This is a genomic window from Acidovorax sp. FG27, from assembly GCF_040365715.1.
Classification (GTDB): Bacteria; Pseudomonadota; Gammaproteobacteria; order Burkholderiales; family Burkholderiaceae_C; genus Paracidovorax.
Genome location: NZ_BAABVY010000009.1, coordinates 236,625 through 249,311, shown reverse-complemented (window position 1 = coordinate 249,311; position 12,687 = coordinate 236,625). Strand labels below are relative to the sequence as shown.

Genomic DNA, 12,687 nt, shown 5'->3' with positions numbered 1-12,687 from the left:
TCGTTCCGAGGGTTCGACCGGATGAATTCAATATGAAAAGTGGCTGGAGCGCCGGTATTTACAGCGCATGCAGCTATGAAATAAATAGCAAATCATTGGATTGAGGGCTTTCGCACGTCTTCAGTGCGCGTGGTGGCCCGTGCCGGCTTGCGCGCCCGGGCGGCGCCCTGCGCATCGGATGCGCCCGCCGAGCCTGCCGGCCGGGGCGCCTGCGGGGCGGGGGGCAGCGCGGCGGGCTCACCGGTCCATTCCCAGGCCCGGGTGCCCGGTGGCTGGGCATAGTCGCCCGGGTCGCGGAAGTCGCCGCGCGCCAGGCCTTCCCGCACCTTCAGCACGCTGAACATGCCGCCCATCTCCAGCGGGCCGAAGGGGCCGGTGCCGGTCATCATTGGCAGCGTGTTGTCCGGCAGCGGCATCTCCATGGCGCCCATCTCGCCCATGCCGGTGCTGCCCATGGCCATGTAGTCGGGCACGATCTTGCGGATCTTCTCGGCCAGGTCGGCCTGCGGCACGCCGATCATGGTGGGCACGTCGTGCCCCATCGGCCCCATGGTGTGGTGGCTCTTGTGGCAGTGCACGGCCCAGTCGCCGGGCTCGTCGGCGATGAATTCGACCTGCCGCATCTGGCCCACGGCGACGTCGGTGGTCACCTCGGGCCAGCGGGCGCTCCGGGGCACCGGGCCGCCGTCGGTGCCGGTCACCTCGAATTCATGCCCGTGGACGTGGATGGGGTGGTTGGTCATGGTCAGGTTGCCCACGCGCAGCCGCACGCGGTCGCCGCGCCGCGCCACGAACGGGTCGATGCCGGGGAAGACCCGGCTGTTCCAGGCCCAGATGTTGAAGTCCGTCATTTCATTGATGCGCGGCGTGCGGGTGCCGGGATCGACGGCGAAGGCGTTCAGCAAAAAGGCGTAGTCGCGTTCCACCGGGGCGATGTGCGGATGCGCGCCCTTGGGGTGGGTGATCCACAGGCCCATGAGGCCCATGGCCATCTGCACCATCTCGTCGGCATGCGGGTGGTACATGAACGTGCCCGGGCGGCGCGCCGTGAACTCGTACACAAAGGTCTTGCCCGCCGGAATCGCCGGCTGGTTGAGGCCCGAGACACCGTCCATGCCGTTGGGCAGCCGCTGGCCGTGCCAGTGCACGCTGGTGTGTTCGGGCAGGCGGTTGGTGACGAAGATGCGCACCCGGTCGCCTTCTACCACCTCGATGGTCGGGCCGGGGCTCTGGCCGTTGTAGCCCCAGAGCTGGACGGTGAAGCCGGGCGCGAATTCCCGCAGCACCGGCTCGGCGACGAGGTGGAATTCCTTCACGCCGGCGTTCATGCGCCAGGGCAGGCTCCAGCCGTTCAGGGTGACGACGGGTTGGAAGGGGCGGCCGTTCGGCGGCGGTGGCGGCACGGCGGTGGCGGTGCCGTCCTGGGTGGCGATGTCCGGCAGGGCGGCAAGGGCGCTGCGCCCCACGGTGGCGCCGGCCACGGCGGTGGCCGCGCCGGCGGCGAAGAAGTTGCGGCGGTTCATGTGCGGGGTTCCATTCAGTGGCCCGCCGCGCCGGCGGATGCGGTGGCGGGCGGGTCGAGGGGCGTGGGTGCGGCGGCGGCGGTGGGGGATCCGGCCGTGAGCGCATACTGGAGTTCGGCCTCGGCCAGCCAGAAGTCGCGTTGGGCCCGCACGGCCTGGGCGACCGCGCCGGTGCTGGCGCGGGCCTCGGCCAGCAGGTCCCACACGCTGGCGAGCATGCCGTTGTAGCGCAGCAGCGTTTCGTCCTGGATGAAGCGGCGCAGCGGCACCACCTCCTGCGTCTGCTGCCGGGCCACGTCCCAGGCGTTGCGATAGGCGAGCCAGCGGGTGCGGGCCTCGGTGCGGGCCTGCAGCGCGGTGTGCTGCAGCTGCGCGGCGCCTTCCTGGGTGAGCAGGCGCGCCCGGGCATGGGCCGCGCCGCCCCAGTCCAGCAGAGGCAGCGGCACCGCCAGCTCCCAGCCGCGCTGCACGTCGCCGTGCCCCGCGCCCGTGCGTTCGGTGGTGGTGTTGCGCTGGTAGGTGACGCCGATCTCGCCGAACACGCTGGCGATGCCGCTGGTGCCCTGCTGGTCTGCCACGCGCTCGAGCGCCAAGCGGGCGGCGCGCACGTCCAGCCGCTCGCGCAGCGCGCGCGCCTCGATGCCCTCCGCGTCCATGGGCTGGGCAGGCAGCTCGGGCAGTCGCTCCGCCAGGGTGAAGCGGGCGCCGTCGCCCCAGAGGCCCAGGGTGCGGGCCAGCGCTTCGCGGGTCGCGGCGGCGGCCAGTCGGGCCTGCGCCAGCTGGCTGCGGCTGTCTGCCAGCGCGGCCTGCTCGCGGGCCTGCTGCAGCGCGCTCCAGTGGCCAACCCGCACCATCCGGCGGGCCAGCTCGGCGCCCGCTTCGGCGGCGTCGTGCATGCGTTCGTGCGCGGCCAGCACCTGCTGCGCGGCCACCGCGTTCAGCCAGTCGCGGCGCGCGTCGGTGGCCAGCCGGGCCACGTCCTGGGCGGCGGCCAGGGTGGCCTGCTGCAGGGCCTGCCCCTGCCAGCGGCTGCGCCAGGGCAGGGTGACGAGATCGATCAGCCCGAAGGAGAGGCTGCGCTCGATCTCCCTTTCGTGCGCATTCGTCAGGCGGCCGATGGCGAACACCGGGTTGGGCAGGGTGAGCGCCCGCACGCGGTCGGCGTCCTGCACGCCCAGCCGCGCCAGACGCGCCTGCAGGCCGGGGTTGCCGAGCAGGGCGATGCGCACGGCGGCGTCGGCGGTGAGCGGCTCGGCCAGCCAGCGCTGGACGGCCGCCTGGGCCTCGGCCCGGGCACCCTCGCTGGCGGCTGGCAGCGCGGCATCGGGCACGCCCGCGGCGCGCCCCGGGCTCAGCGCCTGCACGTCGGCGCGCAGGCCATCGGGGGCCACGCTGGTGCAGCCGGCCAGCAGCGCCATCGCGGCTACGGCCGTGGCGGTGCGCCAGGGCAGGGGGTGGCGGGCGCTCATGGCCGGGCCTCCCGGGGGTGGCCGTGTTCATGGCCCTGCCCGTGGTCGTGGGATGTGTGAGCGGGCGGCGCCGCTGGCGGCGCGGCAGCGGGGTGGGTCGCGTGACCATGCCCGGCGCTGGCGCTCACCTGCCGATGGGCGGCGTGCCAGTCGGTGCGGGCGGTTTCCACGCCGGTCGCGCCACCCGGCCAGGCGGGCGCGTGCAGCGGTGCCGCCGGCGCATCGGGCGCGGCGGCGTCGGCGGGTGCGGGCTGGGCCCAGATGGGCGCCGACAGCAGGGCGGCGCAGCACAGCGGCAGCCAGCGGGGCGAAGGGGTGAGTGCCGGCCGACGGACGGCGGGCGAAGAACGTGGCGGTGCACGCATGGGCATCTCTCCTGAACGGACATCGAGCAACGAACGCGGCTAGGCCAGGGCACGGTCGCGCGTTGCAGGGCGGCACGACGGGCCAGGGCCGGCCAGGGCGGGCCAGGGCGGTGGGGCGCGCGGCGGGCGCACCTCGGGCGGGAACGTTCAGGAGATGGGTGGCTTGATGGCCAGCGCCGCCCCGGCGCTGGCAAAGCGCGTGGCGGCGGCGGGTGCCCGGTCGGCCTGGCGGCCCGGGGGCGGTGCGGCTGCGGCCACGGCCACCAGCACGGCGGTGTGGCAGATGTCGCAGTCCGCGCAACTGGCATGGGGCGACGCGGTGCCGCCCGCGCAGCCGGTGGCCGCTGGCGCGGCGTCGGCCCCGGAGGCCGCATCGTCATGGCAAGCGGGCCATCCAGCGGCCTCGCCGTGCGCCAGAGGGGCATGCGCGGCATGGTCGCTTTCATCGGCATGCTCGGCGTGGCCGGAATGCGCCATGGGCACCTGCGCCGCAGAAGTCGACATGCCCGCCGCAGGCCCATGCGGCATCGCCATGCCGGCGGCCATGGCCGGGCCGACGAGCCCGCGCAGGGTCATCAGCACGATCAGGAGCAGCAGGAAGCAGGGGCCGCGGCGCATGGCTGGAATGATAAGGGGCGAAAGAGCCCGTTCGTCAGACGGCGGTATAGCGGCCCGGCCGGTGGTTCATCGCCAGCACCAGGTTGAGCGCCACGGCGCCGATGACCGACCAGGCCACGCGCAGCGGCTCCACGGTGAAGAGGGCCAGCAGCACGATGCCGCAGTCCACTCCCATCTGCACCTTGCCGGCGCGCCATCCGTAGCGGTCCTGCAGGTACAAGGCCAGCACACCCACGCCGCCCAGGCTGCAGCGGTGGCGGAACAGCACCAGGAACCCCGTGCCCAGGATCAGCCCGCCCGCGACGGCGGCATACAGGGGCTGCAAGTGCGAGAACTGCAGGAAGCGCGCCTGCAGTTCCGTCAGCACCGACAACAGCAGCACCGCCGCGAAGGTCTTGTAAGTGAAATTGCGCCCCATCTTGCGCCAGGCCAGCCAGTAGAACGGCAGGTTGAACACGAAGAACAGCTTGCCGAAGCTGATGCCGGTCGCGTAGTGCGCCAGGAACGCCAGCCCGGCCGTGCCTCCCGTCAGCAGGCCGGCGCTGGTGAAGAAGGCCACGCCCACGGAGATCAGCAGCACCCCGGTGAAGAGGGCGAGGGCGTCTTCCTGGGTGGAATGCGGGTGTACAGCGGGCGGGGCAGGGTGGCTCACGGCAAGAGGGGCGGATGCGGGTGCGGGCGGCCTGCGGGCCGCGCAGGGTCGCGAAGGGCCGCATTGCACCACATCCCCGGGCCGAACGCGCCGCCGCGCGCGGAACTGCCTTCAACCGCCCTGCGGGCCGTTCTCGAACACCAGGCTGATCGCCGGGGCGTACTTGTCGCCGTGGCCGGCGTCGATGGCCTTCTGCAGCGTGTCGAGCAGGTTGCGCGCACCCGTCGGGTCGACCTTCACCTGCTCGCCCAGGGCGACGGCATACGAGATGTCCTTCTTCGCATAGGTGACCGGGAAGGCTTTTTCGGGAAAGTGCTGGGGCGCGATCGCTTTCATGCCGTGGTTGCGCAGCGCGAAGCTGTCGGCCGAGCCGGTGGAGAATGCCTGGAACAGCACGTCCGGCTGCACGCCCGCGCGCCGGCCGATGGCGGCGGCCTCGGAGAGCGCCAGCACGGTTTCGTAGAGCACCATGTTGTTGAGGATCTTCACCACCTGGCCGGCGCTGACGCCGCCGGCATGCGTGACGTCCGAGGCGAAGGTGCGGATGAAGGGCGCGATGCGCTCGAACACCTCGGGGCTGGCGCCGACCGGAACGGCCAGGGTGCCGGCCTCGGCCGCGGCGCGGGTGCGCATGACGGGCGCGTCGGCGAAGGCGATGTTCCTGTCCTGCAGCAGCCGGGCCACTTCCAGCGTGACGTCGACCGACGAGGTGCTCAGGTCCACCAGCGTGGTGCCGGGGCGCAGGCGCTCGGCGAGCCCGCCGGGCGCGGCCACCACCTGCTTCATGACCTCGCCCGAGGGCAGGGACAGGAAGACGATGTCGGCCTGCGCGGTCAGCTCCTGCGGCGCCACGGTGCGCACGCCGTGCTCCGCGAGGCGTGCGAGCGGCTCCGCATTCAGGTCGGACGCGATCACGGGCGCGCCGCCTTTCGTGGCGATGTGCCGGCAGATGGGCTCGCCCATCACGCCGACGCCGATGAAACCCACGATGGGTGCTTGCATGTCTTTCTCCTGGAATGTTGGCGGGGGTGCGGGCCGGGCTGGTTCAGCCCCGGACGTTGGCGGGGTTCATGCTCCAGTAGATGCCCTTGCTCTGCTGGTAAAGGCGTACGCCGGTCACGCCCTTTTCGCGGCCGATGCCGCTTTCCTTGAAGCCGCCGAACGGGGTGGCGATCGACAGCTGCTTGTAGGTGTTGATCCAGACCAGGCCCGCTTCCAGCGCCCGCGCCACGCGCCAGGCGCGCTGGTAGTTGGCGGTCCAGATGCCCGAGGCGAGGCCGAAGGCGGTGTCGTTGGCCTGGGCGATGAGGTCGTCCTCGTCGTCGAACGGCAGCACGCACAGCACGGGGCCGAAGATCTCCTCGCGCACGGCCGTGGCCTGGTTGCCCAGGCCCGCGATCACCGTGGGCCGGTAGAAGGCGCCCGCCGCCAGGCGATCGCCTTCGGGGCGGCAGCCGCCGGCCAAAATCTCGCCGCCTTCGTCGCGCGCGCTCTGCACCATGGCTTCGATGCGCTCGCGGTGCCGGAACCCGGAGACAGGCCCCATCTGCGCGCCGGGGGCGTCGGGCAGGTCCACGCGCAGCCCGTTGGCGCGCTCCACCAGCATCGCCAGCACCTGATCGAGCACCTTGCGGTGCACGAAGAGGCGCGAGCCCGCCACGCACGACTGGCCGCTGCCTTCGAAGATCCCGTCCACCACGCCGTCGATGGCCGCATCCAGCTGCGCGTCGTCGAAGATGATGTGCGGCGACTTGCCGCCCAGCTCCAGCGCGACCGGAATCAGGCGCTGCGCGGCCACGGCGGCGATGTTGCGGCCGGTCTGCGTGCCGCCCGTGAAGGACACCATGCGCACGCCCGGGTGGTGGATGATGGCGTGGCCCGTGACCGCGCCGGTGCCAGGCAGCACGTTGAGGATGCCGGGCGGCAGGCCGGCCTCCTGGGCGATGCGCGCCACCGCCAGGCCCACGCTGGGCGTCACCTCCGAGGGCTTGAGCAGCACGGCATTGCCGGCCGCGAGCGCGGGGGCGATCTTCTGCGCCTCCATGGTCATGGGCGAATTCCACGGGGTGATGGCCGCCACCACGCCGTAGGGCTCGTAGGCCGTCATCGAGAGGTAGTCGCCGCGCGCGGGCGGTACCTCCGCGCCCAGCGTCTCGCACACGGCGGCGTAGTAGCGGTAGGTGGCCGCGGCGCCCGCGACCTGCGTCTTGCATTCGCTCAGTACCTTGCCGTTCTCGATCATCTGCAGGTGGGCGAGTTCGTCCGCGTGCGCGCGGATTCCGTCGGAGATGCGGCCCAGGATCTGCGCACGCACGTGCGGCAGCATGTCGCGCCAGCCCTTGGCCGATGCGGCATCGCGCGCCGCCTGCACGGCGTCGTCTACCTGGGCGGCGCTGGCCGCTGTGACGCGGCCGTTGATGCGGCCCGTGGCCGGGTTGACGGAGTCGATGGCTCCGTCTTCGCTGGTGATCCATTCGCCGCCGATGAGCATCGGCTGGAGGGCGTTCGTCTGTGAGTCCATGGACATGGTGAAGTTTTTCTCTGTCGCGCTAAGGGAAAAAAGAGGGGCAGGGAGCGGCGGGGCGCGGCGGTCAGCTGATGGTCGCGCCCGATTGCTTCACGATCTCCTGCCACTTTCGGTGTTCGGCCTGCATGAAGGCGCCGAAAGCGGCCGGATCGCTGGAGACCACTTCGCCGCCCAGGTCGATGAGCCTGGCCCGCAGCTCCGGCTGGTCCACCACCGCGCGGATGTCGCCCGCGATGCGGTCCCGCAGCGCCGCCGGCATCGACGCCGGGGCCAGCACGCCGAACCAGGTCGCGGCCTCGAAGTTGCGCAGGCCCTGCTCGGCGAAGGTGGGAATGTCGGGCACCTTCTCGACCCGCTGGCCGTTGGCGAGCGCGATGGCGCGCAGCTTGCCCGAGGCGATGTGCGGCAGCACCACCGTGAGTGTGGCGAACATCGCATCCACCGAGCCGCCGAGCAGGTCGGTGATGGCCGGTGCATCGCCCTTGTAGGGCACGTGCAGCATGCGCGTCTTCATCGCGGCGTTGAACATCTCGCCGGCCAGGTGCTGGGCCGTGCCGTTGCCCGGCGAGGCGAAGGTGGCCTTGTCGGGGTTGGCGCGCACGTAGCGGGTGAAATCGTCCACCGTCTTCGCATCCAGCGAGGGCCGCACCACCAGCACCAGCGGCACCTTGGCGATCAGGCTGAGCGGGGCAAAGTCCTTCACCGGGTCGTAGCCCAGCTTGGGGTAGACCAGGCCGCTGATGGTGTGCGCCGACGTGGTCATGTAGAGCTGGTAGCCGTCGCCGGGCGCCCGCGCCATCTGCGCGGCGGCCAGCGTGGTGCCCGCGCCGGGCTTGTTCTCGACCACCACCGCCTGGCCCCAGCGGGCGCCCAGGCGGTCCACCACCGCGCGGGCCACGATATCGGTGGCGCCGCCCGCGGCATAGGGCACGATCATGCGCACCGTGTCGTTCGGGTACCTGGGCGTCTGCGCGAAGGCCATGCCGGGCGCGAGCGATGCCAGCAGCAGGCCGCCGAGGGCGTGCCGGCGGCGCAGCGCGGCGGTCGGGGGGGTGTTGTCTCCGGTGGTTGTCATGTCGTGGTTTCCTTGGTTTCAGATCTTGTAGAAGGCGGCCGCGGTGTCGCGGTACAGCCAGCGCTTGTCGGCTTCCGACAGGTCCGCCGTAACGCGCTTGAAGGTGTTCCAGAGCACGGCGTAGCTGCACGTGCCCTTGTCGACGGGGAAGTTGCTCTCGAACATGCATCGGCGCGGGCCGAAGAGGTCGATGCACTCGCGCAGGTAGGGCGCCCAGGCCTGCGCCAGCTCCTCCGAGGTGGGCGGTGCGCTGCGCAGGTGGAACGGAAAGCCCAGCACGCTCATGCCCAGCCCGCCGAGCTTGACCCAGACGTTGGGCAGCTCGGCCATGCGGCGCATCCGCTCCTTCCAGTCCGTGAACACCGCGTCGCGCCGGCCGGCGTAGGGGCCGACGCCCACGGGCGCGCCCACGTGATCGATCACCACGGGCGTGTCGGGGAACGCCCGGGCCAGGTCGTAGAGTTCGTGCAGCTGGGTGTGGTACGCCCAGGAGTCGAAGCTCAGGCCGAACCGGGCCAGCCGGGCATAGCCTTCGCGGAAGGCCGGGCTCATGTAGAGGTGCAGGGGCGGCGCCTGCATGACGCCGTACTGGAATTGGGCATGCGCCGCCGCATGGCAGCGGATGCCGCGAAAGCGCCCGGCCCCGGCCTCGCCATGCGCGGCGAGCACCTCCTCGACCGCCGCGCCGAGCGACAGATCGGCGAAGCCGACGATGCCGGCGCAGACCCGCGTGGCCTGTCCCGCCTGCTCCGCCTCGCGCGCGATCGCGACGACCCGCTCGGTCTCGCCCACGGGCTTCAGCCATTCCGGGCCGCTGCCCCGGTACGCGAAGCCCACCTGGATGAACACCGTCGATTCGATGCGGTGGCCCGCGCCCAGGTCGGCCAGCAGGTCGCCCGCCAGGTAGCCGCCCCAGCCGTGGTCGGAGAGGTGGTGGTGCGGGTCGATGATGGCGAGGCCCGGCTCCAGCGCCGCCTCGGTGTGCTGGGCGAGCCATGCGGGACGCACTTCCGCGCGTGGGATGACCGGCAGGGCGGACGCAGGGGTCTGCGGATTCATGGGAGCTGTCCTTTGCGTGCGTGGGGTGCGTCAGATGCCGAGGAAGGCCTTCTGCACGAAGCTGTCGTTCAGCAGCTCCTGCCCCGAGCCCGAACGGATAACGCGCCCCTGCTCGAACACGTAGGCGTCGTGCGCCATCTTCAGCGCCAGCCGCGCGTTCTGCTCGACCAGTACGACGGAGATGCCGGTGTCCGCGTTCAGCCGGCGGATCGCCTGCGCGATCTCCGAGACGATCTTGGGCGCGATGCCGAGCGATGGCTCGTCGAGCATCAGGATGCGCGGGTGCGACATCAGCGCCCGGCCGATGGCCACCATCTGCTGCTCGCCGCCCGAGAGCGATCCGGCCATCTGCTCGCGCCGCTCCTTCACGCGCGGAAAGAGCTCGTAGACCAGATCCAGCGACCGGGCGCGTTGCGTGGCCGAGCGCACCGTGTGCGCGCCCACCATCAGGTTCTCCCAGACCGACATGCGGGGAAAGAGCCGGCGGCCTTCGGGCGACAGCGCCAGCCCCAGCCCGACGCGCTGCGCCGCGTGCGTGCCTTCGATCGGCTGGCCGTCCAGCAGCAGCTGGCCGGCCGTGAGGCGCTTCAAGCCCATCAGTGCCTTGAGCGTCGTGCTCTTGCCGGCCCCGTTGGAGCCGATCAGGGCCACGATCTTCCCAGCCTCGATGCGAAAGCCCACGCCGTGCAGGGCCTCCACCAGTCCGTAGTGGACGACGATGTCCTTGACTTCAAGCGTGCGCATCTTCATCCGCTCCCAGGTAGGCTTCGATCACGGCCGGGCTGTGGCGGATCTCGTCCGCCGTGCCCTCGGCGATCTTCTGTCCCTGCACGAGGACGATGATCTTCTCGCAGGTGCCCATCACCAGCGCCATGTGGTGCTCGACGAACAGCAGCGATATGCCGTGCACGTCGCGCAGCGTTTTCAGGAGGCGCCCGAACTCGGCGCACTCCTCGGGGTTGAGTCCGGCGGCGGGTTCGTCCAGCAGCAGCAGGCGCGGCCGGGTGGCCAGGCCCACGGCCACCCCGATGCGTTTCTGGTGGCCGTAGGCCAGCTCGCCCGCCACGTCGTGCCGCAGGGGCGCGAGCCCGGTGATCTCCAGCACCTGGTCCACCTGCTCCTGCACCTTGCGGCATGCGTCGCGGTAGGCGGCCGTCTGCGCGATCTGCGCCCAGACCGGCACGCCGAAGTGGCAGAGCGCGCCGCGGTAGACGTTCTCCTCTACCGTCGCCTTCGGGTAGACCGTGGCCGACTGGAAGGTGCGGGCCAGGCCGTGGCGCACGACCTGGCTGGGCTTGCGGCCGGTGATGTCCTCGCCGGCGAAGACGATGCGGCCGGCCGAGGGCGGCAGCGCGCCGCTGATCATGTTGAATGCCGTGCTCTTGCCGGCACCGTTCGGGCCGATCAGTCCGACGATCTCGCCTTCGTTCAGCGTGAAGCTCAGGTCGCGCACGGCGGCCAGGCCGCCGAAGTTCTTGCCCAGGCCCTCGATGGTGAGCAGTGCGGTCATGGCGTGCCTTTCTTGCGCCGCAGCCGGGCGCCGATGCCGACCAGACCCATCGGCAGGAACTTGAGCACCAGGATCAGCGTGATCCCGTAGAGGATGTTCTGCGTCTCGATTGCGCTGCGAAAGAGCTCCGGCAGCGGCGTCATGATGAGCGCGCCCAGGATGGGCCCGACCACCGAGCCGCGCCCGCCGATCACCAGCATGATGATGGCCGCGACCGACACGTGCTGGCTGAACGACTCGGGCGACACGAAGCCCAGGTAATGCGCCAGCAGCGCCCCCGCGAAGCCCGCGAGCCCGCTGCCCAGCAGGAAGGCGAACATCTGCGTCGACTGGATGCCGATGCCGCTCGCCTCGGCAAGGTCCGGGTTGTCGCCCACCGCGTCCAGCTCGTGCCCGCGCGGCGTCTTGAACAGCGCGATCAGCAGCACGATCGAGGCGAAGGCGCTGGCCGCGGCGAGAAAGTAGAACGACAGCTTGGTGTCCAGCGCGAAGCCGAACACGCTCGCCGGCGGGATGTTGGCGATGCCGTTGGCGCCGCCGGTCAGGCTGCCGCCCTCCAGCAGCACCAGCCGGAACAGCTCGCCGAAGCAGAAGGTAACGAGCACGAAGTACACCCCCTGCAGGCGCAGGATCACCGCGCCCAGCAGCCAGGCCACCAGCACCGACAGGCCCACGCCCGCCAGCACCGAGACGAAGAACGGCGTCTGCAGGCGCGTGGTGCAGATCACCGCCGTGAAAGCGCCCATGCCCATGAACGCGGCATGGCAGAACGACAGCTGCCCCGTGCGGCTGATGACCGAGAGCCCGTTCACGAAGATGACGTTGATGCAGATGAGCACCGCCAGGTGCACGTAGAACGGATTGCCGGCCAGCAGCATCGGCGCGGCGAAGAGCGCCAGCAGTGCGGGGATCCAGGCCTTCCAGGCGCCTCCCGGCGCGGCCGGCGATGCCGGGGCCGGGGCGGTGGGTGCGGGGTGATGAGCATGCATGGTGGAAGCGTCGTCCATGGTTCAGCGACCTGCCTTTCCGAGCAGGCCCGAGGGGCGGAAGATCAGCATCAGGATCACGAAGCCGAAGAGCAGCATGTCGGAGACGCTGCTGGACATGAAGGTGTTGGCCACGCTCTCGAACACGCCCAGCAGCAGCGCCGCCAGCGCCGCGCCCGGAATGCTGCCCAGCCCGCCCAGGATCACCACGATGAAGGCCTTGAGCAGCGGCGTGGAGCCGATGCCGGGCGACACCGAGAAGACGGGTGCCATCAGCGCGCCGGCCACCGCTGCCAGGGCCACGCCGATGCCGAAGCCCAGCGGGTACATGAACTGCGAGCGGATGCCCTGGGCGTTGGCGATCTCGAAGTCCTGCACCACGGCGCGCAGCGCCCGGCCGCCGCGGCTGTGCATGAGAAAGCCGTAGAGCGCCGCCAGCACCGCCAGCGAGAACACCACCACGTAGAGGCGCGACATCGGCAGCATCACCGGCCCGAGCGAGACCACGCCTTCGGCCACGGCGGGCATCGACTGCGGATCGGGGCCGAAGACCATCAGCGCGCCGTTCTGCAGGATCATCGCCAGGCCGATGGTGGCGATCATCCCGTTGAGCTCGTCGCCCCGGAAGCCCTTCATCACCACCACCTCGATCAGCCAGCCGGCCACCAGCGTGACCACGAAGGTGGCCAGCACGGCGGCGAGAAACGGCAGCTGCAGCCTGGTGACGCAGACGTAGGCCACGAAGGCGCCCAGCATGTAGAACTCGCCATGCGCGAAGTTCACCACGCGCATGACGCCGAAGACAAGCGTGAAGCCGATGGCCATCAGCAGGTACAGCAACCCGATGATGAGCCCGTTGGTCAGCGCCTGGCCGAGCAGGAAAGTGACATCCACGGCGGTATT

The 12,687-nt window shown here is 71.0% G+C and carries 13 protein-coding genes and 1 pseudogene; all 14 read right to left on the bottom strand.

Annotation, left to right across the window (positions count from 1 at the left end; all coding sequences use genetic code 11):
- Nucleotides 1-92 precede the first annotated feature (92 nt).
- The 14 genes and pseudogenes from ABWV53_RS08080 to ABWV53_RS08015 all read right to left on the bottom strand — a co-directional run bounded on the left by ABWV53_RS08080 (nucleotide 93) and on the right by ABWV53_RS08015 (nucleotide 12,678).
- Complete coding sequence (locus tag ABWV53_RS08080; protein ID WP_353364707.1) at nucleotides 93-1,523, bottom strand: multicopper oxidase family protein; 1,431 nt, start codon at nucleotides 1,521-1,523, stop codon at nucleotides 93-95.
- A gap of 14 nt (nucleotides 1,524-1,537) precedes the next feature.
- The gene (locus tag ABWV53_RS08075; protein WP_353364705.1) at nucleotides 1,538-2,992 is read right to left on the bottom strand and encodes a TolC family protein; all 1,455 of its coding nucleotides are present in this window, start codon (nucleotides 2,990-2,992) and stop codon (nucleotides 1,538-1,540) included.
- The gene (locus ABWV53_RS08070; RefSeq protein ID WP_353364703.1) at nucleotides 2,989-3,357 is read right to left on the bottom strand and encodes a hypothetical protein; all 369 of its coding nucleotides are present in this window, start codon (nucleotides 3,355-3,357) and stop codon (nucleotides 2,989-2,991) included. Before ABWV53_RS08070 ends, ABWV53_RS08075 begins: the two co-directional genes overlap by 4 nt.
- 147 nt (nucleotides 3,358-3,504) lie before the next feature.
- Nucleotides 3,505-3,975, bottom strand: coding sequence for a hypothetical protein (locus ABWV53_RS08065; RefSeq protein ID WP_353364701.1), 471 nt, complete (start codon nucleotides 3,973-3,975; stop codon nucleotides 3,505-3,507).
- Nucleotides 3,976-4,009: 34 nt separating this feature from the next.
- The gene (locus ABWV53_RS08060) at nucleotides 4,010-4,627 is read right to left on the bottom strand and encodes a YitT family protein (protein ID WP_353364699.1); all 618 of its coding nucleotides are present in this window, start codon (nucleotides 4,625-4,627) and stop codon (nucleotides 4,010-4,012) included.
- 111 nt (nucleotides 4,628-4,738) lie between these two features.
- Nucleotides 4,739-5,116, bottom strand: a complete 378-nt coding sequence (locus ABWV53_RS08055; RefSeq protein WP_353366671.1) for an NAD-binding protein — start codon at nucleotides 5,114-5,116, stop codon at nucleotides 4,739-4,741.
- A 33-nt stretch (nucleotides 5,117-5,149) separates the two neighbouring features.
- Nucleotides 5,150-5,635 (bottom strand): annotated as a pseudogene (locus ABWV53_RS08050) (NAD(P)-dependent oxidoreductase); the annotation flags it as partial.
- A gap of 37 nt (nucleotides 5,636-5,672) precedes the next feature.
- Nucleotides 5,673-7,148, bottom strand: coding sequence for an aldehyde dehydrogenase (locus ABWV53_RS08045; protein ID WP_353366670.1), 1,476 nt, complete (start codon nucleotides 7,146-7,148; stop codon nucleotides 5,673-5,675).
- A gap of 70 nt (nucleotides 7,149-7,218) precedes the next feature.
- Nucleotides 7,219-8,229 (bottom strand): tripartite tricarboxylate transporter substrate binding protein, encoded by a 1,011-nt coding sequence (locus ABWV53_RS08040; protein WP_353364697.1) that lies wholly within the window; start codon nucleotides 8,227-8,229, stop codon nucleotides 7,219-7,221.
- An 18-nt stretch (nucleotides 8,230-8,247) separates the two neighbouring features.
- Nucleotides 8,248-9,288, bottom strand: coding sequence for an amidohydrolase family protein (locus ABWV53_RS08035; RefSeq protein ID WP_353364695.1), 1,041 nt, complete (start codon nucleotides 9,286-9,288; stop codon nucleotides 8,248-8,250).
- Between the two features lie 30 nt (nucleotides 9,289-9,318).
- Nucleotides 9,319-10,032: an ABC transporter ATP-binding protein gene (locus ABWV53_RS08030; protein ID WP_353364693.1), complete on the bottom strand. Its 714-nt coding sequence runs from the start codon at nucleotides 10,030-10,032 to the stop codon at nucleotides 9,319-9,321.
- On the bottom strand, nucleotides 10,019-10,798 hold the full coding sequence (locus ABWV53_RS08025) for an ABC transporter ATP-binding protein (RefSeq protein ID WP_353364691.1): 780 nt from the start codon (nucleotides 10,796-10,798) through the stop codon (nucleotides 10,019-10,021). Before ABWV53_RS08025 ends, ABWV53_RS08030 begins: the two co-directional genes overlap by 14 nt.
- Nucleotides 10,795-11,805, bottom strand: a complete 1,011-nt coding sequence (locus ABWV53_RS08020) for a branched-chain amino acid ABC transporter permease (RefSeq protein WP_353364689.1) — start codon at nucleotides 11,803-11,805, stop codon at nucleotides 10,795-10,797. The genes ABWV53_RS08025 and ABWV53_RS08020 overlap by 4 nt, the downstream gene beginning before the upstream one ends.
- Before the next feature lie 3 nt (nucleotides 11,806-11,808).
- Nucleotides 11,809-12,678, bottom strand: coding sequence for a branched-chain amino acid ABC transporter permease (locus tag ABWV53_RS08015; RefSeq protein ID WP_353364687.1), 870 nt, complete (start codon nucleotides 12,676-12,678; stop codon nucleotides 11,809-11,811).
- Nucleotides 12,679-12,687 lie beyond the last annotated feature (9 nt).